This window comes from Halorubrum sp. Ea1 (genome assembly GCF_002252965.1).
Classification (GTDB): Archaea; Halobacteriota; Halobacteria; order Halobacteriales; family Haloferacaceae; genus Halorubrum.
Genome location: NZ_NHPG01000056.1, coordinates 38,261 through 57,415 on the forward strand (window position 1 = coordinate 38,261; position 19,155 = coordinate 57,415).

Here is a 19,155-nt window from a genome sequence, read left to right on the forward strand (position 1 = left end):
GATCGCGGCGACGGTCGAGAGCGGATCCCGCCCGACGGTAATCCTCTTCAGAAACGCGCCCGTACCACCGACCGCATGTACGGCACGACCCTGATCCCGACCGGTGGTAGCGACGCCGCGTTCGCGGCCGTAGAGGACGCGGTCGAGATCACGGCGCCCGACGGGACGGTCCACGTCCTCGGCGTGCTGGAGGACCTCCCGACCTACGAGCGGTCCGGGAAGCCGGGCGCGTTCGACGACGACGACCCGGAGCAGCGGGTCCGTCTCGAGGCGGCCGTCGAGCGGATCGAGTCCGAGGCGACGGCGGCGGGGATGGACTGCGAGACCGCGATCGGGGAGGGCGTCCCGTCGCGGGAGATCGTCGCGTACGCGGACGAGATCGGCGCCGACGCGATCGTCATGGGGACCCGCGGCGCCCGCGACGCCGCGGGGGACCTGCTCGGCAGCACTACCGAGCGCGTCCTCCGCGACGCGTCGACGACGGTCGTCTCCGTCCCCGCGTCGAGGTAGCGGTCCGGCGCGCCCCGCGCCCGATCCCGTCAGCTATTCACACGCGGGCCGACGAGAGCGACCGTGATCGCGTTCGCATCGACTGCGACCGACGCGTCGCCCTCGGCCGCGTTCGACGCGGTCGGACGGCGGGTGAGCGAGCCGTGAGCGACGACGGCCTCTTGGGGTCGCTGTCGCTCGTTGGGCTGTTGAGCCTCTGTTGTATCGGATTCGGCGGGGTGGCCGGCGGCGCCGCCGTCGCGGGCGGCGGGGCGTCGGTGAGCGTCATCACCACGGGAACGACGGGGGCCCGCGGGGCGCTGATATCCGGGGGCGTCACGTTCGCGACGGTGCTGGTCGCGGCCGCGGCGATCCGATGGCGGTTGAACCGGTGAGGCGGCGGCGATTCCCGGTCAGTGCTGTCGCTCCTCCGGCGCGGCGCGCGGCTCGCGGTCCGGGGGGGCCTGTCGCGGAGCGGGGGCCGTCTCGTCTCGGTACAGCCGGAGCAGTTCCTCGAGGAGGACCGCGTGCCGGTCGCCCGGGACGTACTGGTGGTCGATGAAGTCCTCGGCGTCGCTGACGTTCCCGCGGAGGGCCAACTTCCTGACGAACGCGACCGACTCGAAGAACGGCGGGTGATCCGCGTCGGCGTCGGCGCCCAGCTCGCGCTCCGCCTGCGGCATCACCTCCTCCCTGATCTGCTCGTAGTCGATGGTCTCTGGTTCGTAGTCGTCGAGCACCTGATTCAGCACGTTGTCGGTCGAAAAACGGTAGAACTCGGACTTGCTCTCGAACTGGCCGCTCTCGACCAGCGACTCGATCTCGCCGACCACCGACTCGGGAAACCGGACCGTGCTCTTCACCATGCGTCCACGAGGCGCCCCCACCCGTATTATGTTTTTGTCATATAATCTGAAACATGTCCGCGGGCGAGGGTCACCTCGAACGCCGTGCCGCGGCCCGGCGTCGGCCGCCCGGTCGTCCGATGTGCTGGGTTTATCACTCCGAATTCGTTAGACAGTTATCATGACACCGTACGAGCCGTTCGACCGCGACGTGGAAGTGAACGGTCGAACTGTCCTTTCTATCGTCGAGGAGGGGATGGGACGGTTCTCCGACGCGTACCGCGAACGGGCGCTCGCGGCGCTCGCGGAGGAGGGGATCCGGGACCCCTCTCCCGACGAGTGGTACCCGCAGCAGGCGTGGCTAGACGCCTTCGAGACCATCGCGACGGACCTCCAGCCGCACGTCCTCGACCGCCTCGGCGAGCAGCTTCCCGACGTCGCGGACTGGCCGAGCGAGTCCGCGACCGTCGCGGGCGGGCTTCGCGGTATCGACGAGGCGTACCGGCGGAACCATCGCGGCGGAGAGATAGGCGAGTACCGCTTCGAGCGGACGGACGACCGGGCCGGCGAAGTGACGTGTCACACGCCGTATCCGTGCCCGTTCGACCGCGGGCTGATCCGCGGCGTGGCGAAGGAACACGCGCCGGTCGACGCGTTCGTGTTCATCGAGGAGACCGGGCCGGACTGCCGACGCGAGGGCGGCGACGCGTGTACGTACACGGTGTACTGGTAGGAGGCTTCGGTCGGTAAGCAGGAGGGGAAGAGGCTTCGATCGGTAGGGAGGAGAAGAGGCTTCGATCGGCGGACGGGCTCGCTCGCGCCCCCGACGGCTCGGTGAGCGCTACCCCTCGTACGAGTCCAGGGCGTCGCGCAGCTCCGCGGCAGAGAGCTCCGACGCGAGTTCGACGATCTCTTGGAGGTCCTCGTACGTCTCTCGGAGCTCGCGGATCCGCTCGGCCTCGACGCCCTCTCCGTCGTCCAGCCCGCGTTCCGCGCGTCTGATCGTCCGGTGGGTGGTCTGGAGCTCTCGTTGCACGTACTGTTGGAACACGTCCTGCAGGATGTACCAGATCTCGCGCTCGGCGGCGAACCGAACCCGCCGCCCGCCGCCGTCGGACGACCGACGGTGGATCAGGCCCACGCGCGTGAGCGTCCGAGTGACGTTGCTGACGGTCGACTTCGCGTACCCGGTCCGGTCGACGAGCTCGGGGATCGACAGCGGGGCGTCCGCGAAGTAGAGAACGCCGTATATCCGGCCGGCGCTGCGGCTCAGCCCGTACACCTCGGCCGACTGCTCGAGCGATTCGATGACGCGCTCGCGGGCGGCCTCGGCGTTCTCACTCATACGGGCGACCTCGTCGCTCCGACGCATGAACGTGTCGAACAGCCATACCAGAGGTAGGCATTCCGTAAGTATTAAACTGTTTGATTCGCTTGTTCGACTCGAACCGAACAAACAGAACCGTTGTTCGCCCTCCAGACCTCATGGCAAGCGCGTTACCACACCGACCGACAGTCGACCACGCCCCCCGAGAACAGACGGACGTCGTGCTCGGGCGCGACGAGCCGACCGACGCGCTGCGCGTCCTCTCGTGTGACACCGCTCAGCGGATCCTCGCCGCGCTCGCGGACGGTCCCGGCACGGCCTCCGACGTCGCCGCCGACGTCGACGCGTCGCTCCAGAACGTCACCTACCACCTCAATCGGCTCTGCGACGCCGACCTGATCGCGCCGGTCAACACGTGGTACTCCGAGAAGGGAAAAGAGATGACCGTCTACGCGCCCACCGTCGAGCGGATCGTCGTGCGCTTCGACGCGCCCGCCGACCGTTCGCCGACAAAGCGCGACCGACCCTGAACGGTCCGGAGCCGTCCCGATCGGTCAGCCGCGTTTCGTCTTCTCGACGGGCGAGCGTCGCTCGGACGACCGGCCGGACGCCCGCGGGTCGCTATCGATTGGCGCCGCGCTCGAACGCGCCGGCGAGGTCGTCGGCGACGGTCGCGATCGCCTCCTCGGCGCGGTCGACCTCGCGGAGCGTCATGAAGCCGTGGACCATCGCCTCGTAGTTCTCGTACCGCGTCGGGACGCCGTCCCGGACCAGTTGCTCGGCGTACGCCCGGCCGCCGTCGCGGAGGGGGTCGAACCCCGCCGTGACCACCGTCGCGGGCGCGACGTCGCCGAGGTCACCGGCGTTCGTCGGGTCGGCGTACGGGTTCCGCCGGTGAATCTCGTCGTCGTAGTAGCAGTCGGAAAACCACTCGATGTCGGCCTCGTCGAGGACGGTCCCGGCGTGCTCCCGGAGCGACGGCTGTCCGGGCCGGACGCCGACGCTCGGGTACAACGGCGCCTGGTACGTGATCTCGGGGCCGTCGCGCTCGGCCGCCATGAGCGCGGCGACCGCGGCGAGCGCCCCACCGGCCGAGTCGCCGGCGACCGCCACCTCCCCGGTCCCGGCGAGCGAGTCCGGGTTGTCCGCGGCCCACTCGACGGCGGCGTACGCGTCCGCGACCGCCGCGGGGAACGGGTGTTCGGGAGCGAGCCGGTAGCCGACCGAGAGGACGGCGCAGCGGCTCTCCCGCGTGAGCCCCCGACAGAGCCAGTCGTGGGTGGCGACGCTCCCGAGCACGAACCCGCCGCCGTGGAAGAAGACGACCGTCGGGAACGGCCCCTCGGCGTCCGGGAGGTAGAGCCGCGCGTCGAGCGCGCCGTCGGGGCCGGGGACCGTCCCGTCGACCGTCCGCCCGACCGGCGGGGGGTTCCGGTTCCGGATCCGCATCACCGGCCGGGTGAGGAGCCGGGCGAGCTTCAGCCCCCACCTGCTGTGCGGCAGCGGCAACCGCTCCTGACGCTCGACGGCCGCCTTCGCTTGCGGGTCGATCTCGTCGGCGTGCATGGCCGAACGTGTGACGACCGGGGGCTAAGTCTTGGTGGAGCGCGACCGCGAGTTCGCCGCGACGCTTTTCACCCGGGAAATCGTGGACTCGGCCGATGCCGGACGGGACGAAGCTCACCGACGTCGAGGCCGTCACCGAGCGGGGGTCATACCGATTCACGGCTGCGGATCCGTTCACGAACGACCGGGAGATCGTGCTCGTCCCGTGCGACGAGGATCCCGGCGTCCGGGCGTGGATCAACACCTGCCCGCACGAGAGCCAGCGGTTCGACACGGGCGACGGCGTGCCGATTCGAGACGGCGAGGTGATCTGCCCGCGCCACGGCTCGCTGTTCGACGCCTGCTCCGGCGAGTGCGACAACGGCCCGGCGGCCGGCACGGCGCTCCGCGGCGTCGAGGTCGCCGTCGAGGACGGCGCCGTCTACCTGACCGACGGCGACTACTCGTTCCGGCACGAGGGCGGGACCGACGACGACGATCCCGGGTCGACCTCGCACCTCTCGCTCTGAGAGTCGGTCTCTCGCCGGGCGAATCTACCGACTCGGCGGCTCCGGCTCCGAGCGCGTCTCGACGTCGACGCGGTCGTGGATGTGCCCCTCGCGCTCGCGCAGGTGCCGCGGGGTCCGGTCGTTGCTGACCGCGAGGACCTCTCCGACGATGCTGTGGGCGATCTGGTACGGCGTTCCGCCGCCGAGGTCGAGCCCGACGGGCGTGTACAGCGACGCGAGCTCCGACTCGCCGAACGTCGTCCCCTCGTCGTCGTACGCCTCCAGCATCTCCTCGAACCGCTCCCGCGGGCCCATCAGGCCGACGTACGGCGCCTGCGACCGGAGCAGCTCCTCCACCGCGATCCGGTCGTCGACGAAGTTGTGCGTCATCACGACCGCGTGCGTCCGGTCGTCGAGGTCGAGCGCGTCGCCGAGCCCCGCCGGCGACGTCGTCACGGTCCGGTGGGCGTCGGGGAACCGCGCGTCGAGGTCGACCCCGCCGCGGAAGCCGACGACGGTGACGCGGAAGTCGTTCCGCTCGCCGAGTTCGACCACCGGCCCCACGTCGTGGCCGGTCCCGAAGACCACGAGGTCGTCCGGGGCCGCGAGCCCGTCGACGAACACCTCCACCGTCGCGCCCGTCTCGTCCTCGACCGCGACGACGTCGGCGGCGCCGCGCGCGGCGAGGTCCGCCGCCGGCCCCGCGAGCGCCTCGACCGGCCACCCGTCGGCGGGCGACCCGTCGGGGAGCGTCAGCCGGTCCTCGTCGGGCCGGTAGTAGGCGCGCTCGCCGAGGCGGTCTCGGTCGGCGTGCGCACCGTCGCCGCCGGCTCCCGCGCCGCCGTCGCCCCCCTCGCCCCCCTCGCCGCCGGCGGAGAGCACCGTGAGCACCGCGACGTCGCGGCCGGCGCCGAACGCCTCGACGGCCGGCCGGTACGTCTCCGTCAACGGTTCCAAGAGGACGTCGATCACGCCGTTACAGCCGACGCCGAGCCCCCAGACGTCGTCCTCGTCCTCCATCAGGTCGTACGTGACCCGGTCGGGGCGACCGGTCTCTCGGACCGCCTCGGCGGCGGCGAGCAGGTCGTCCTCGATACAGCCCGCCGTGATCGAGCCGACGCCCGAGCCGTCGTCGTCGAGGAGCATCTTCGCCCCCGGGCGACGGTAGGCGTTCCCCTCGACGTCGACGATCGTCGCGAGCACGTCGGTGCCGTCGGCGTCGAGTCGGTCGCGAACGCGCTGTACCACTTCGGTCTCCGGTACGCTCCAGTTGCTTGCTGTCATGTCAGGTCACAGGTCGATGGTCGCCGGCGCGTCGCGCGCCGCGTACACCTTCCGAACGCCGCGGTCGTGCAGGTCCGTGCCGCAGGCGCCGCCCGCCACCGCGCCCCGCGTCCGAGCGGGGTCGTCCACCGCCGCGCCGGCGACGACGTCGACGCCGCGCTCGAACAGCGGACTCGGAAGCGACGAGGCGGTCGCGCCGACCACGACGACGGTCGCCGAGCCCGGGGCCGCCTCCAGGTACCGCTCGGTCCCGCCGTACACGAGCGTCGAGCCGGTGACGAACACCACGTCCGCCCCCTCCATCGCGCCCGCCGTCTCCGCCGGGGCGAACGACCGCAGCGACACGCCCGCGGGGGTCGACACCGCATCCGAGTCGACGGGCTCGCGCTCGATCGCGCGGACCTCCACGCCGTCGAACTTCCGGAACGCCGGCCGGAACAGACCGACCGTGACGACCGTCTCGACCGAGGGGTCAAGCAGCGCCATCGGGTCGCCGTCCCGCCAGTCGAGCAGCGGCGCCGCGCAGGCGTTCAGCGTCGCCACCGCGAGCGCGCGGTCGCCGAGGGCCACGGTCGCGGCGCCGGTCGCCGTCTCCCCCGCTCGGACCGGCGCCAGCAGTCCCTCGACGTCGTCCGGGACCGTCGGCGCGGATCCCTCTGGGAGGTGCGCGAGTCCGGCCGGGGGCCGCCGGTATCCCCCGTCTCGCTCCGTGAGCTCCACCAGCACGGCCGAGTCGCCGACCGTGACGCGGTCGAGGCGACCCCCCGAGAGCGCGCCGCGGTCGCGGAGCGCGTCGCGCGTCGCCCGGAGGACCGGACCGGGCCACTCCTCGTCGGCGTCGGTGCCGTCGGCGCCGACGCCGGCGGTCCCGTCGGCTCCCTGGCTTCGGCGCGTCATACGACGCCCTCCTCGCCGGCGTCGCCGGTCCGGGCCTCGTCGTCGGTGCGACCGCGTCCGCCTCCGGGCGCGCCGCCGGTCCGACGCGGGTCGTGCTCGTAGCCGACCGGGCCGCCGAGCCCGCGCCGCTCGATCTGGCGGGCGGCCTCCGCGAGGTCCGCGCCCTCGGCGAAGCCGAACAGTCCGTCGACGTACGGGGCCGCGTCGCTCATCCCGCGGGACGCCGGCTCGAACGACGGGGAGACGGCGAGCGGGTTGAGCCAGACGACGCCCTCGGCGCGGTCCGCGAGCCACGTGATCCCGTCCGTGAGCAGGTCGGGGTCGCCGACGTCGAGCCCGTCGCTCACGACGACGACGACCGTCCGCCGGTCGACGGCGTGCGGCGCGGTCCGCCGCAGCGCGTCGAACGCGCCCCCGATCTTGGTGCCGCCGCCCCACTCGATCTGCGCGGCGCGGAGCGCCTCGGCCGGCTCGCCGCCCGGGTCCGCGAACGCCGCCGTCGCCTCCGCGAGGTCGGTGTCGAAGAGGAAGACGCGGGCGTCGCGGGCGCTCGCCGCGACCCGCTCACCGAGCCCGAGCAGCGCGCTCCGGTCGATCGTGTCGAGCACCGACCCGCTGACGTCGACCAGCAGACAGCACCGCAGTTCGCTCGGCGTCGGCGCGTCGCGCGGGAGGTCGATCGGCGCGCCGCCGGTCTGCAGGCTCGCCCGCAGCGCGCCGCGCGCGTCGACGTTCGGTCCGGTCGGGGAGCGCCGGCGGCGCCGCCCGGGCAGCGACGAGAGCGCGTCGACGAACCGCTCCGCGGCCGCGCGGTCCGCGCTCGACGGCGCCGGCACGTCCGCCTCGACGAGCGCGCTCTCGCCGACCGCGCTGTACCGGCGCCCGTCCGTCTCCTCGCGCGGCTCCCCGGTCGGCCGATCGCCGGCGGCGTGGCGGCGGTCGGTCGGGATCCGGACGGTGGGGTCGCCGTCGCCGTCGGCGTCCATCTCCGGCGGCTCCGCGCCGTCGAGCAGGCCGGGCTCCTCCGCGTCGTCGGCGTCGGAGCCGGCGGTCGGCCCCGCCTCGTCCCCCGTTCGGTCCTCGCCGTCGTCCCCCTCCTCGGACTCCGGCGACGGGCCGTCGTGGGCGGTGGCGATCCGGTCGAGGCCGCTCCGGAGGCGGTGCCAGAACGTCGGGAACGCCTCGGCGAAGGGGTCGCCGTCGGCGGTCTCGGAGAGCAGGCTCGCTCGCAGCGCCGCCTCGACCCGACGCTCGTCTGTCAGGCCGACCGCCGCGATCGCGCGGGCGGCGTCGAGGGCGCCGGAGGCCGGCACGGCGACGCCGTCGCGCCGAAGCACGGCGACGAACCGGATCAGCTCCGTGAGCAGGTGCTCCCTCGCCGCCGGGAAGTCGGGCGTCTCCGTCGCGGTGCCGTCGGAGCGCGCCATGGTCACTCGGTCCGCTCGGCCGCCGCGCTCGCGGCGTCGTGGAGCCGTTCGAGCAGTTCCGCGTCGACGCGACCGACGTCCTCCGCCTCCTTCAGCAGGCAGCCGATCGTCCGCTCGATCTCGTCCGGCGCGAGCGGCTCGTCGGCGTCGTCGTGGCGCAGCGCGGCGACCGCGCGCGCCCAGTCCAGCGTCTCGGCGACGCCCGGGCGCTTGAGGAACGACTCCTCGCGCAGGCGCTCGACCACCGAGCACACCTCGGCGGCGACCGCGGCGTCGAGCGCGGGCACCTTCCGGCGGACGATCTCGTACTCCGTCTCGAACGACGGCGGCTCGACGTGCAGGTAGAGGCACCGCCGCTTCAGCGCGTCGCTCAGCCCCCGCGTCCGGTTCGACGTGAGGATCACGATCGGCGGCGTCGACGCGCTCACGGTTCCGTACTCCGGGATCGACACCTGGAAGTCCGAGAGCAGCTCCAGGAGGAACGCCTCGAACTCCTCGTCCGCGCGGTCGATCTCGTCGATCAGCAGCACCGGCGGGCGCCCCTCCGAACTGCGGAGCGCGCGCAACAGGGGGCGTTCGAGGAGGTACTCCTCGCCGAACACCGAGCCGGAATCGGACTCCCGGTCGGGGGCGGACACCGCTCCGGCGTCGCCGTTCGTCGCGGCGCCGCCGGCGACCGTGCCCTCGTCGGCCTGCACGGCGAGCAGCTGTTTGGTGTAGTTCCACTCGTAGAGGGCGTTCTCGGCGGTGAGCCCCTCGTAACACTGGAGGCGGATCAGCTCCGTGTCGAACCCCTCCGCGAGCGTCTTGCCGAGCTCCGTCTTCCCGCTTCCGGGCGGCCCCTCGACGAGGAGCGGGCGCCCCAAGCGGAGCGCCAGATCGACCGTCGTCACAGTGCGGTCGTCGGCGACGTAGTCGGTCGCCTCGAAGCGCTCGCGCAGTTCCTCCTCGGTGAGCGAGTCGAAGGGGCCCGCGTCGAGCTCCCCGCTCACGCCTCTGCCCCCTCGAGGTACGACGCCGGGTCGTTCGCGAACGAGTCGGCGCAGCCGTGACAGCAGAAGTGGTACGTCTCGCCGTCGTGCTCGACCGAGGCGTCCGCCGTCGCCGGGTCGACGGTCATGCCGCAGACCGGGTCGATCGCGGTCGCGTCGTCGGCCGCGGCGGTCCTGTCGTCGCTTCCGTCATCCGCCTCGGCGGTCGCGTCGTCACTTCCGTCGTCGTCAGCCGAATCGACTGCAGCGGTATCGCCCGTGCCGACAGCGCCGCCCGTGCCGCGCGCCCCGCCTGCCCGCACCGAGCTCGCCTTCGACCGCTCGCCGACGACCTCGGCGAGCAGGCTCGCCGCGATCGCCGCCGGGGTGTAGGCCGCCACGTCGACGCCGGCGGGGTTCGTCACCGCCGCGACGACGTCGCCCACGTCGCTGTCGAGCAGCCCCGCGGCGCGCTCGGTCACCTCGGCCGCCCGCTCGTCGCTGGCGACGAGACCGACGTAGGGCGCGTCCGCGAGGATCCCGGCGGCGACGCCGCGCGCGTCGTACTCGCCCATCGAGGCGACGACGACGAGCGGCCCGGGGCCGACGGCGTCGGCGATCGCCTCGTGGTCGACCGTGTCGAGCACCCGCGTCGACGCCGGCACGTCGCGGTCGGCGTCGGCGTCGGCGACGACGAGCGTCACGTCGACGGCGAGCTCGTCGGCCAGCCGCGCGAGCGACCGGGTCACCGGCGAGTCGCCGACTGCGACGAGTTCGGTCGTCGGCGTCACGGGCTCGATGAACAGCTCCAGCACGCCCTCGCTGTGACACGTCATCGGGAAGGCGTCGAGCCCGGGTCGGTCGACGGTGTCGGGGTCGGGCGCGATCCCGACGAGCCGGGGGCTCCCCTCCTCGATCGCCGCCGCGCCCTGCGTCGCCACGATCGACTGCGCGCAGGCCGCGCCGCCGACCCACCCGTGGATCTCGCCGTCGGCGGTGACGACCGCGCGGTCGCCGACGTTGGCCGACACCGGCGGCTCGCGCCGGACGATCGTCGCCCGCGCGTACGGCTCGCCGCGCTCGGCGAGCGCCGCCTCCAGGTCGGAGACGTCGCCGTCGTCGGTCCCCGTCGCGGTCCCGCTCGGTTCGTCGCGTTCGGGCCGCTCGCCCCCGTCGATCGCGGGCTCGTCGGCCTCGCCGTGCTCGGTCTCGTCGTGTTCGGTCTCGTCGTGTGTCATCAGTTGGTGGAAGCGGTCCCGCCGCCCCCGGGCGAGTCGGCCGAACGGGCGGCCGTCGCGGCCGGTCGGTGGGCCGGCGCGACCGAGGGCGACGCGCGGCTGGCTGCGTGCGGCTCAGTCGTCGGCCGGTTCGGCGCCGTCGCCGAGGTCGAACTCGACGTTGTGGGCGGGCTGGTGGGCCAGTCCCGCCCCGTCGAGCGTCTCCCAGACGACGTCCGGCGTCATCGGCATCTCCACGTGGGAGACGCCGGCGTGGCTCATCGCGTCGACGACGGCGTTGACGATCGCCGGCGGCGACCCGACCGTGGGCGACTCGCCGACGCCCTTCGCGCCGATCGGGTGGTGCGGCGACGGCGTGACGGTGTGTCCCGTCTCGAAGTTCGGGATCTCGTTGGCCGTCGGCAGCAGGTAGTTCATGAAGTCGCCGCCGGTGACGTTGCCGTTGTCGTCGTAGGTGACCTTCTCTAACATCGCGGTGCCGATCCCCTGCGCGAGTCCGCCGTGGATCTGCCCCTCGATGATCATCGGGTTGATGCGGTTCCCGCAGTCGTCGACCGCGACGAACTTCTCGAAGTCGACCTCGCCGGTCTCGCGGTCGACCTCGACGACGACGATGTACGAGCCGAACGGGTACGTCATCTCCGGCGGGTCGTAGTAGTTCACGGCCTCCAGCCCGGGCTCCTCGTCGCCGGGGTGGTTCATGTAGGCGCCGGCCGCGATCTCCGTGATGGTGATCGAGCGGTCGGGCGCGCCGGCGACGTGGAACTCGCCGGACTCGCGGTCCCACTCGATGTCCTCCTCGGCGGCCTCCAGCTCGTTGGCGGCGATCGACTTCGCCTTGTCGCGCACCTTGCGCGCGGCGACGGCGGCGGCCGCGCCCGCGACGGGCGTCGACCGCGAGCCGTACGTCCCGAGCCCGTACGGCTCGGTGTCGGTGTCGCCGTGCTCGACCGTAATCGAGTCCACGTCCATCCCGAGCTCCTCGGCGACGATCTGCGCGAAGGTGGTCTCGTGGCCCTGACCCTGCGTTTGGACGCCGACCCGCAACACGGCGTTGCCGGTCGGGTTCACGCGCAGGTCCGCGGAGTCGAACATCTCGATGCCGGCGATGTCGCACTGCTTGCCGGGCCCGGCGCCGACGACCTCCGTGAACGAGGAGATGCCGATGCCGATGAGCTTGTCCGCGTCCTCGTCGATCCGTCGCTGCTGCTCCTCGCGGTAGTGCTCGTAGTCGGCCATCTCCAGGGCCTTGTCGAGCGCCTTCTCGTAGTTCCCGGAGTCGTAGTTCCAGCCCGTCGCCGACTCGTACGGGAACGCGTCCGAGGGGATGAAGTTCCGCCGGCGTATCTCCGCCGGGTCCAGGTCGAGCTCGTCGGCGAGCACCTTCACCATGCGCTCGATGAGGTACACCGCCTCCGTGACGCGGAACGAGCACCGGTAGGCGACGCCGCCGGGCGCGGTGTTGGTGAACGCGGCCGTCAGCGACCCGTACGCGGCCTCGATATCGTACGAGCCGGTGAAGATGTTGAAGAAGCCGGCCGGGAACTTCGACGGCTGGGCCGCCGCGTTGTACGCGCCGTGGTTGGCGAGCACGTCGACCTTGACGCCCTCGATGACGCCGTCCTCGGTGGCGGCGAGCTCGCCGGTCATGTCGTAGTCGCGGGCGAACCCGGTCGTCTGGATGTTCTCGGAGCGCTCTTCGATCCACTTCACCGGCTGTTCGAGGACGTACGACGCCGCCGCGGCGACGACGTACCCCGGGTAGATCGGTACCTTGTTGCCGAACCCGCCGCCGACGTCGGGGCTCACGATCCGGACCTTATGCTCCGGGATCCCCGACACCTGCGAGAACAGGGTGCGGTGGGCGTGGGGCGCCTGCGACGTCATGTGGACGGTCATCTTGTCCATCCCGGGGTCCCAGTCGGCGACCGCGCCGCACGTCTCGATCGGCGCGGGGTGAAGCCGCTGGTACAGCATGTCCTCCTCGACGGTGACGTCGGCCTGGTCGAACACCTCGTCGGTGGCCTCCTCGTCGCCCGTGTCCCAGTCGAAGATGTGGTTGTCCTCCTGGTCGTCGAGCTCGTCGCGGACCAGCGGCGCGTCCGCTTCGAGCGCCTCCTCGGCGTCGACGACGGGGTCGAGCACGTCGTAGTCGACCTCGACCTTCTCGGCCCCGTCCTTCGCCGCGTAGCGGTCCTTCGCGATGACGGCCGCGACCTCCTGCGACTGGAACTTCACCTTGTCGTTGACGAGCACGTCCTGCGTGTCGTCCATCAGCGTCGGCATCGTCGCGAGGTCGTGCTCCAGTAAGTCCTCGGCCGTCAGCACGGCGACGACGTCGTCCATCGCCTCGGCGCGGGAGCCGTCGATCTCCTCGATCCGGGCGTGGGCGTGTGGGCTCCGGACGATCTCGCAGTGGAGCATGCCCGGCTTCTTGATGTCGTCGACGTAGTTGCCGCGGCCGGTGATGAAGCGCTTGTCCTCCTTGCGCGTCACCTCCTCGCCCATGCCGCCGCGGCCGTGGCCGCAGTGTTTCTCCGGGTCGGGTCCGCCGTCCTCGTCGTGCTGATACTCCGTTTCCGCGTCCGGCGTGTCTGGTTCGCTACTCATTTGGTGTCACCTCGGTCGGTCGCATCGGCGCCCGCGTCGGCGTCGCCCGTGACGTCCGCGTCGCCAGTGCCGTCCGCGTCGTCCGCGTCATCGAGGAGCGCGTCGCGGTCGAACGGGTCCGCCTCGTCGGGGCCGCCGCAGCAGTCCTCGCGGCCGCAGAACGTGTCCGCGTCGCCGCCGAACTCGGGGGCCGCGTGGCCGCCCTCGGGCGACGCCGCGGGCCCCCCGTCCGTCGCGCCGTCGACCGCGACCGCGCCGCCGTCGGCGGCGGCCCGGTTCTCCAGCTCCGCGGCCGCGTACTCTATCGAGCGGACGATGTTCTGGTAGCCGGTACAGCGACAGAGGTTGCCGCTGATCGCGTCGCGGATCGTCTCCTCGTCCGGGTCCGGATGCTCGTCGAGCAGCGCCTTGCCCGCCATCAGCATCCCCGGGGTGCAGTAGCCGCACTGCAGGCCGTGCTCCTCCCGGAACCCCTCCTGGAGCGGGTGGATGTCGTCGGCCTCGGGGAGGTCCTCCATCCCCTCGACGGTGAGGATCTCCGCCCCGTCGGCCTGCGCGGCGAACATCAGACAGGACTTGATCGGCTCGCCGTCCTTCAGCACGGTGCAGGCGCCGCAGTTGCCCGTGTCACAGCCGATGTGCGTGCCCGTCATGTCCAGGTCCTCTCGGATCGCGTGGACGAGCAGGCGCCGCGGCTCGACCTCGACCGTGTGCTCGGTGCCGTTGACCGTCAGCGTGATCTCGCGTTCGTCAGTCACTGTGTGACCCTCCGTTCGACCGTCACCGTGCCAGCGCGCTCGGCGGCGTCGCCCAGCGCGCGCTGGGTGAGGACGTCGACCATCCGCTCCTTGTAGTCGGCGCCGCCGTGTTCGTCAGACTCCGGATTCGACTGCTCGGCGGCCAGTTCTCCCGCCGTCGCGAACAGGTCGGGGCTGGGCCGCTCGCCTTCGAGGTGCTCCTCGGCGTCCGTCGCCCGCGCGTTCGTGATGTCGACGGCGGTCATTCCGATCCCGGCCGACTCGATGACGCCGTCGTCGTCGAAGACGAGCCGGACGCCGACGCCCGCCATCGCGTAGTCGCCGGTCTTTCGCTTCAGCTTGTGGTACGCGCTCCCCTCGTTCGGCCCGGGCTCGGGGACGCGGATCTCGGTGATCAGCTCCTGCTCGCCGAGCGTCGTGTCGTACGGGAGCAGGAAGAACTCGTCCGCCGGGATCGCCCGGTCTCCGTCCGGACCGGTGGCGATCACCTCGCCCTCGTGGGCGAGGAGGATGCTCCCCCAGTCGCCCTTCGGGTCGGCCTGCGCGACGGAGCCGACGACCGTGCCGCGGTTCCGGATCTGCGGGTCGGCGACCAGCGGCGCGGCGTCGGCGAAGCTGCCGTACTTCTCGTCGATCAGGTCCGAGTCCTCGACGTCGGCGTGGCGCGCGAGCGCGCCGAGCCGGAGGGAGCCGTCCTCCTCGCGGAGGTAGTCGAGCGAGTCGATGCCGTTGATGTCGACGACCACGTCGGGGTTCGCGAGCCGGAACCGCAGCATCGGTACGAGGCTCTGTCCGCCGGCGAGGATCGTCGGGTCGTCGAGGCTCTCCAACAGGCTGACCGCCTCGTCGACCGTCTCGGGTTCGTGGTGCTCGAACGGTGCGGACTTCATCCGAACATCCCCCGGATCTTGTCCGTGACCCCCGAGTCCGTCTCCTCGACGTCGGTCATCTGCGACTCGATCGAGGTGAAGAAGTTGTTCACGATCTTGTTGGCGACCGGGTTGATGACGCGGCCGCCGAGCTGCGCGATCCGACCGGAGATGTCGGCCTCGGTCCACCACTCGATTTGGGAGCCGTCGCCGTCCTCTTGCGGATGGATGTGCATCCCGGAGTTCATGCTGAAGCTGCTCCCGCTCGCGGAGCCGGAGCCGGTGGCCGTCATCTCGAAGGTCTCCTCGTCGCGGTCCTCGATCGTCACCGTCGTCTCGAACTTCGGCTTCACGCTGCCGACGCCGACCTGCATCAGCGCCGCGTAGTCCTGCCCGGCCCGGAACGCCCGGGCGGCGACGTCGTCGGCCTCCGCCTCCGGCAGCGTCGGGACGTCCGCCTCCGCCTCGTAGGAGTCCCACTCGAACGAGTCGTCCATCGGGGTGATGTACTTACACCCCTTCAGCGAGTCGCGCACCGCGACCGGGTCCGAGAGGACGACCCACGCCTTCTCCGGCGGGACGCCGTCGAGCTCGAACTCGCCGTCGAACTCCATCAGCGACACCCCCCGGTCGCCGCTTCCGCCGTCGTTCGACCGTCCGTCACCGTCATCTTTTATACCCCCCTACTATGAGCATACTATTACCACGGCAATGATACTCTGTACCATCATAATAAACCTTATTGACCATGAAGGATCGCCCGGATGCGCCGATATCGACCGCGAACGACGCGGAGGAAGCGGATGAACGGTACCGACGACGAACCTGACGGCGACGGGCGTGTCGACGACGAGGGCGACGGAGACGGGCGTGTCGACGACGGGGGCGACGGGGACGACGGCCACGGTCACGGCGAGATCACCCCGCTGAGAGCCGCCGCGGAGCGCGTCCGCGACCTCCGCGAGGAGTGGCTCGACCGGTGGGACGTCGAGTCGGTCTCGCTCGATCGGGTCTCCGGTCGCACCCTCGCGGAGCCCGTCGACGCCCCCGACGACGTGCCGGCCCGGAGCCACGCCACGATGGACGGCTACGCCTTCGACGCGACCGAGGGGTACCCGTACGAGCTGGTCGACCGGGAGGTGTTCCCGGAGTCCGACCCGTCCGCGCTCGGCGACGGCGAGGCCGTCCGTATCTTCACGGGCGCGCCGCTTCCCGCCGGGGCCGACGCCGTCCTCAAGCAGGAGCAGGCGACCGTGGAGGACGGCCGGCTCGACGGCTCGCCGACCGAGCCCGGCACGTACGTCTACGAGCGCGGCAGCAACGTCGCGGCCGGCGAGCGGCTGTTCGCGGCCGGCGAGCGGCTCGGCGCGAAGGACGCGATCCTGCTCGGCGACCTCGGGATCGACGAGGTCCCGGTCGTCGAGCGGCTCTCGGTCGGCCTGCTGGCGACAGGCACGGAGATCCACGAGGGGCGCCACGCGGACCTCGACTCGCCGATGCTCGCGGGGCTCGTCCGCGGGTGGGGCGCGGAGGCGACGTACGAGGGCACCGTCCCCGACGAGTACGAGCGCGTCAGGGACCGGATCGCCGGGCTCGCCGCCGGCCACGACGTCGTGATGACGACCGGGGGCACGAGCGTCGGCGACAAGGATTACGTCGTCCGGGCGCTCCGCGAACTCGGCACCGTGCGCTTCCACCGGGTCGCGCTGCGACCGGGCAAGCCGATCGCGGTCGCGACGCTCGACGACCGCGACGCCGTCGTCTTCGCGATCCCCGGCAAGCCGGTCGGCGCGCACGCCGTGACCTCGCTGGTCGCGCGCCCCTTCTTCACCGGGAACACCGCGCTCCCGACCGTCGACGCCGCGGTGACGAGCGACGTCGGCATCTCCGTCCCGGGGTTCACCTACGCCGTCCCGGTGACGCTCGACGGGGGCGAGGCGACGCCGCTCGGCCACGTCGACTCGCCGCTCGCCGTCTACGACGAGACGTTCGACCCGAGCGTGCTCTCGTCGAGCACGCGGGCGACGCGCGCCGACGGGTTCGTGCTCACCGAGTCGGCGCTGTCGGCCGGCGAGGCGGTCGACGTCGTCCCGTACCCCGTCGTCGAGCGATGACCGACGAGGGGCTCCCGCTCGCGACGCCGCCGTTCGAGGGGGAGGGCACCGCTCGGGCCCGAGTCGCCGGCGTGCTGCTCGCCGCGGGGACGAGCAGCCGCTTCGGCGACGCCAACAAGCTCCTCGCGACCGTCGACGGCGAGCCGGTGGTCCGACGCGCCGCTCGGACGCTGGTCGACGCCGGGCTGGACCCGGTGGTCGTCGTCGTCGGTCACGAGGCCGGTCGAGTCCGGGCGGCCGTCGCCGATCTCCCCGTGGAAACCGTCGACAACGACGCGTACGAGGCGGGCCAGTCGACCTCGGTCCGAGCCGGGATCGACGCGGTTCTGGAGGGAGAAGACGGCACCGCAGGAGGGGCGGACGTCGACGCCGCGGTCATCGCGCTCGGCGACATGCCGTTCGTCGACCCGGAGACCGTCGAGACGCTCGTCGCGGCGCACGCCGCGGGCGCCGGCGACGCCCTCGCGGCCGCCCACGAGTGGGACCGGGGGAACCCCGTGCTGTTCGACCGGCGGTTCTTCGACCGGCTCGCCGACGTCGACGGGGACGTGGGGGGCCGCGAGATCCTGCTCGCGGACGACGCGAGCGCGCTCGTCGCCGTCGACGACCCGGGGGTCCGCCGAGACGTGGACCGGCCGACCGACCTCCCGGAGGGCGGTTCGGGGGACGGCTGATCGACCGAGCGGGAGGCGGCTGATCGACCGACCGAGGGACGGGCGACGGCCGCGACTCGCCCGGGTTCCGAGCGCGGTTCGACCGGCCGGCGTCTACTCCTCGGGCGTCGATTTCCTGACCACGATGTTCCCGTCCTCGACGTGCCACTCGACGCGGTCGCCGGCGCCGACGTCGAGGAAGTTTCGAACGGGCTTCGGGACCGTCGTCAGGTTCTTTTCCGACACTTTGGTGTCCGTGAGGTTACCCATCGATCTCCACCTTACGGCGTAGCAGGGACATAGTTTACGCTACGGTAGCGCGTAGCGGCGACGCGCGGAGGTCGGCCGGCGGCCTCCGGAACGCGCTCGGCGGTCAGACGGCGGAGTTCCAGCGGTGGGCGCCCCCCTCGGAGGCCCGGTCGAAGTCCAGATCGAACCGGTCCGATTCGATCAGCACGGGTCCCGGGACGTAGAAGTCGGTATCGGCGGCCGCGCCGCCGTCGACGGCGGCGAGCAGGTCGCGCTCGCACATCGTCTCCAACACGTCGCTGACGGTGCGCTCGCGCCCCTCGATCAGGTTCGCCTCCTCGATCACGGCGTCGACGGTGACGCGCCCCTCTAACATCGCCAACCGGATCGCCGATACCCACGCCGGCTCGCGCTTCATCTCCCGGCACACGATACAGTACTACACATCAGGGGCCATTATAAAATTACTCACCTGAGCGATAGAATCAATCGGACGGCGCGGCCGCGGCGGGCGCGGTTCGGGAGTCGTCCCGGTCGGTAGACGTATGCCGAATCGAGGCGAACCGACGGGCGATGACGGACTCACCGTCGACAAACGATCTGGCGACCGCCTTCGACGAGGGCGACGTCGCGCTCGCCGCGCTCGAGAACGCGTACAGCCCGCGGCTCGTGGAGCTCGACGGCGACCTCGGCCTCGACGTCGTCTGACTGGACCTCGAACACGGCGGCCCCGACCCGTGGGACGCGGGCCGGATCGAGGACCTGCTCCGCGCGGCCGAGGCGACCGACACGGAGCTGCTCGTGCGGCTCCCGAGCACCGACCCGGCCCTCGTCCGGAAGGCGCTCGACCCAGGCGTGCGGAACGTGTTCCTCCCGCGCGTCGAGGGTCCGGAGGAGGTGCGGGCGGCGGTCAAGTCGGCGCGGTTCGAGTACGGCGGCGAGCCGGGGGACCGCGGGCTGGGCTCGCCGCGGGCCCGCCGCTGGGGGCTCGCCGACGGCTACATCGCGACCGAGGACGCGGAGACGCTCGTCGGCGCGACGATCGAGACCGAGGCGGCCGTCGCGAACCTCGACGACATCCTCGCGGTCCCGGAGCTTGGCTTCGTCTTCGTCGGGCCGTTCGACCTGTCGGTCTCGCTCGGCCACCCCGGCGAGATCGGCCATCCGGAGGTCCGGGAGGCTGTCGAGACGGTCCGGTCGAAGGCCGTCGCCGCGGACGTGCCCCTCGGCGGGCTCGGGTTCGACGCGGACGACGTCGACGAGAAGGCGGCGAACGGCTACCAGCTGCTGAATCTCGGGAGTACGACCGGAGCGCTCAAGGGAGCCGTGACGGGCTGGCTCGACGGCTACGAGACCGACCGGTGGGCGCG

The 19,155-nt window shown here is 72.0% G+C and carries 21 protein-coding genes and 1 pseudogene; 8 read left to right on the plus strand and 14 right to left on the minus strand.

What is annotated here, in order from left to right:
* The first annotated feature begins 75 nt into the window (after positions 1–75).
* Together DJ73_RS07795 and DJ73_RS07800 are read left to right on the plus strand one after the other, a co-directional pair.
* A complete protein-coding gene (locus DJ73_RS07795) occupies positions 76–510 on the plus strand; it encodes a universal stress protein (RefSeq protein ID WP_094524209.1) in 435 nt (144 codons plus the stop codon).
* 143 nt (positions 511–653) lie between these two features.
* Positions 654–884: a hypothetical protein gene (locus tag DJ73_RS07800; RefSeq protein ID WP_094524208.1), complete on the plus strand. Its 231-nt coding sequence runs from the start codon at positions 654–656 to the stop codon at positions 882–884.
* 18 nt (positions 885–902) lie between these two features.
* Here DJ73_RS07800 and DJ73_RS07805 read toward each other — a convergent pair whose 3' ends face one another.
* On the minus strand, positions 903–1,355 hold the full coding sequence (locus DJ73_RS07805) for a hypothetical protein (protein WP_094524207.1): 453 nt from the start codon (positions 1,353–1,355) through the stop codon (positions 903–905).
* 160 nt (positions 1,356–1,515) lie between these two features.
* On the opposite strand from DJ73_RS07805, the gene DJ73_RS07810 reads away from it, so the two are divergent.
* A complete protein-coding gene (locus DJ73_RS07810) occupies positions 1,516–2,067 on the plus strand; it encodes a hypothetical protein (RefSeq protein WP_094524206.1) in 552 nt (183 codons plus the stop codon).
* Positions 2,068–2,175: 108 nt separating this feature from the next.
* Here the strand turns inward: DJ73_RS07810 and DJ73_RS07815 are convergent, their stop codons facing one another.
* Positions 2,176–2,679 carry a GbsR/MarR family transcriptional regulator gene (locus DJ73_RS07815; protein ID WP_094557711.1) on the minus strand — a complete coding sequence of 168 codons (504 nt, stop codon included), beginning with the start codon at positions 2,677–2,679 and terminating at the stop codon, positions 2,176–2,178.
* A gap of 140 nt (positions 2,680–2,819) precedes the next feature.
* Here DJ73_RS07815 and DJ73_RS07820 point away from each other — a divergent pair, with 140 nt between their 5' ends.
* Entirely contained in the window at positions 2,820–3,191 is a 372-nt protein-coding gene (locus DJ73_RS07820) for a winged helix-turn-helix domain-containing protein (protein WP_094524204.1), read from the plus strand.
* 91 nt (positions 3,192–3,282) lie between these two features.
* Here the strand turns inward: DJ73_RS07820 and DJ73_RS07825 are convergent, their stop codons facing one another.
* Entirely contained in the window at positions 3,283–4,227 is a 945-nt protein-coding gene (locus DJ73_RS07825) for an alpha/beta hydrolase (RefSeq protein WP_094557712.1), read from the minus strand.
* A 95-nt stretch (positions 4,228–4,322) separates the two neighbouring features.
* Between DJ73_RS07825 and DJ73_RS07830 the strand changes: the two genes are divergently transcribed.
* Positions 4,323–4,736: a Rieske (2Fe-2S) protein gene (locus DJ73_RS07830; protein WP_094557713.1), complete on the plus strand. Its 414-nt coding sequence runs from the start codon at positions 4,323–4,325 to the stop codon at positions 4,734–4,736.
* A 24-nt stretch (positions 4,737–4,760) separates the two neighbouring features.
* On the opposite strand, the gene DJ73_RS07835 is transcribed toward DJ73_RS07830, so the two are convergent.
* The 9 genes from DJ73_RS07835 to DJ73_RS07875 form a co-directional block, all read right to left on the minus strand.
* Positions 4,761–5,999, minus strand: a complete 1,239-nt coding sequence (locus tag DJ73_RS07835; RefSeq protein WP_094557714.1) for an XdhC family protein — start codon at positions 5,997–5,999, stop codon at positions 4,761–4,763.
* Between the two features lie 6 nt (positions 6,000–6,005).
* Positions 6,006–6,896, minus strand: coding sequence for a Rossmann-like domain-containing protein (locus tag DJ73_RS07840; protein ID WP_094557715.1), 891 nt, complete (start codon positions 6,894–6,896; stop codon positions 6,006–6,008).
* Positions 6,893–8,323, minus strand: a complete 1,431-nt coding sequence (locus tag DJ73_RS07845) for a VWA domain-containing protein (RefSeq protein ID WP_094557716.1) — start codon at positions 8,321–8,323, stop codon at positions 6,893–6,895. The genes DJ73_RS07840 and DJ73_RS07845 overlap by 4 nt, the downstream gene beginning before the upstream one ends.
* Positions 8,324–8,325: 2 nt before the next feature.
* The gene (locus DJ73_RS07850) at positions 8,326–9,315 is read right to left on the minus strand and encodes a MoxR family ATPase (RefSeq protein ID WP_094557717.1); all 990 of its coding nucleotides are present in this window, start codon (positions 9,313–9,315) and stop codon (positions 8,326–8,328) included.
* Positions 9,312–10,532, minus strand: a complete 1,221-nt coding sequence (locus DJ73_RS07855; protein ID WP_094557718.1) for an XdhC family protein — start codon at positions 10,530–10,532, stop codon at positions 9,312–9,314. Before DJ73_RS07855 ends, DJ73_RS07850 begins: the two co-directional genes overlap by 4 nt.
* A gap of 114 nt (positions 10,533–10,646) precedes the next feature.
* Entirely contained in the window at positions 10,647–13,142 is a 2,496-nt protein-coding gene (locus DJ73_RS07860) for an aerobic carbon-monoxide dehydrogenase large subunit (protein ID WP_094557719.1), read from the minus strand.
* A complete protein-coding gene (locus DJ73_RS21200) occupies positions 13,139–13,900 on the minus strand; it encodes a (2Fe-2S)-binding protein (RefSeq protein WP_094524194.1) in 762 nt (253 codons plus the stop codon). Before DJ73_RS21200 ends, DJ73_RS07860 begins: the two co-directional genes overlap by 4 nt.
* A complete protein-coding gene (locus tag DJ73_RS07870; RefSeq protein WP_094524193.1) occupies positions 13,897–14,790 on the minus strand; it encodes a xanthine dehydrogenase family protein subunit M in 894 nt (297 codons plus the stop codon). Before DJ73_RS07870 ends, DJ73_RS21200 begins: the two co-directional genes overlap by 4 nt.
* Positions 14,787–15,383, minus strand: coding sequence for a CoxG family protein (locus DJ73_RS07875; RefSeq protein WP_094524240.1), 597 nt, complete (start codon positions 15,381–15,383; stop codon positions 14,787–14,789). The genes DJ73_RS07870 and DJ73_RS07875 overlap by 4 nt, the downstream gene beginning before the upstream one ends.
* Positions 15,384–15,572: 189 nt before the next feature.
* Between DJ73_RS07875 and DJ73_RS07880 the strand changes: the two genes are divergently transcribed.
* Both DJ73_RS07880 and DJ73_RS07885 read left to right on the plus strand, forming a co-directional pair.
* Positions 15,573–16,883, plus strand: coding sequence for a molybdopterin molybdotransferase MoeA (locus DJ73_RS07880; protein WP_094557720.1), 1,311 nt, complete (start codon positions 15,573–15,575; stop codon positions 16,881–16,883).
* Entirely contained in the window at positions 16,880–17,557 is a 678-nt protein-coding gene (locus tag DJ73_RS07885; RefSeq protein ID WP_094557721.1) for an NTP transferase domain-containing protein, read from the plus strand. Before DJ73_RS07880 ends, DJ73_RS07885 begins: the two co-directional genes overlap by 4 nt.
* 93 nt (positions 17,558–17,650) lie before the next feature.
* Here DJ73_RS07885 and DJ73_RS19710 read toward each other — a convergent pair whose 3' ends face one another.
* Positions 17,651–17,806: an AbrB/MazE/SpoVT family DNA-binding domain-containing protein gene (locus DJ73_RS19710; RefSeq protein ID WP_141211999.1), complete on the minus strand. Its 156-nt coding sequence runs from the start codon at positions 17,804–17,806 to the stop codon at positions 17,651–17,653.
* A gap of 103 nt (positions 17,807–17,909) precedes the next feature.
* Positions 17,910–18,203, minus strand: coding sequence for a hypothetical protein (locus DJ73_RS07890; RefSeq protein WP_217900380.1), 294 nt, complete (start codon positions 18,201–18,203; stop codon positions 17,910–17,912).
* 155 nt (positions 18,204–18,358) lie between these two features.
* Here DJ73_RS07890 and DJ73_RS07895 point away from each other — a divergent pair.
* Positions 18,359–19,144 (plus strand): annotated as a pseudogene (locus DJ73_RS07895) (HpcH/HpaI aldolase/citrate lyase family protein); the annotation flags it as partial.
* Positions 19,145–19,155 lie beyond the last annotated feature (11 nt).

Coding starts and splice junctions, on each gene's coding strand:
- DJ73_RS07795 (WP_094524209.1), top strand. CDS start 76: ATGTACGGCACGACCCTGATCCCGACCGGTGGTAGCGACGCCGCGTTC.
- DJ73_RS07805 (WP_094524207.1), bottom strand. CDS start 1,355: ATGGTGAAGAGCACGGTCCGGTTTCCCGAGTCGGTGGTCGGCGAGATC.
- DJ73_RS07810 (WP_094524206.1), top strand. CDS start 1,516: ATGACACCGTACGAGCCGTTCGACCGCGACGTGGAAGTGAACGGTCGA.
- DJ73_RS07815 (WP_094557711.1), bottom strand. CDS start 2,679: ATGAGTGAGAACGCCGAGGCCGCCCGCGAGCGCGTCATCGAATCGCTC.
- DJ73_RS07820 (WP_094524204.1), top strand. CDS start 2,820: ATGGCAAGCGCGTTACCACACCGACCGACAGTCGACCACGCCCCCCGA.
- DJ73_RS07825 (WP_094557712.1), bottom strand. CDS start 4,227: ATGCACGCCGACGAGATCGACCCGCAAGCGAAGGCGGCCGTCGAGCGT.
- DJ73_RS07830 (WP_094557713.1), top strand. CDS start 4,323: ATGCCGGACGGGACGAAGCTCACCGACGTCGAGGCCGTCACCGAGCGG.
- DJ73_RS07835 (WP_094557714.1), bottom strand. CDS start 5,999: ATGACAGCAAGCAACTGGAGCGTACCGGAGACCGAAGTGGTACAGCGC.
- DJ73_RS07840 (WP_094557715.1), bottom strand. CDS start 6,896: ATGACGCGCCGAAGCCAGGGAGCCGACGGGACCGCCGGCGTCGGCGCC.
- DJ73_RS07845 (WP_094557716.1), bottom strand. CDS start 8,323: ATGGCGCGCTCCGACGGCACCGCGACGGAGACGCCCGACTTCCCGGCG.
- DJ73_RS07855 (WP_094557718.1), bottom strand. CDS start 10,532: ATGACACACGACGAGACCGAACACGACGAGACCGAGCACGGCGAGGCC.
- DJ73_RS07860 (WP_094557719.1), bottom strand. CDS start 13,142: ATGAGTAGCGAACCAGACACGCCGGACGCGGAAACGGAGTATCAGCAC.
- DJ73_RS07870 (WP_094524193.1), bottom strand. CDS start 14,790: ATGAAGTCCGCACCGTTCGAGCACCACGAACCCGAGACGGTCGACGAG.
- DJ73_RS07875 (WP_094524240.1), bottom strand. CDS start 15,383: ATGGAGTTCGACGGCGAGTTCGAGCTCGACGGCGTCCCGCCGGAGAAG.
- DJ73_RS07880 (WP_094557720.1), top strand. CDS start 15,573: ATGAACGGTACCGACGACGAACCTGACGGCGACGGGCGTGTCGACGAC.
- DJ73_RS07885 (WP_094557721.1), top strand. CDS start 16,880: ATGACCGACGAGGGGCTCCCGCTCGCGACGCCGCCGTTCGAGGGGGAG.
- DJ73_RS19710 (WP_141211999.1), bottom strand. CDS start 17,806: ATGGGTAACCTCACGGACACCAAAGTGTCGGAAAAGAACCTGACGACG.
- DJ73_RS07890 (WP_217900380.1), bottom strand. CDS start 18,203: ATGAAGCGCGAGCCGGCGTGGGTATCGGCGATCCGGTTGGCGATGTTA.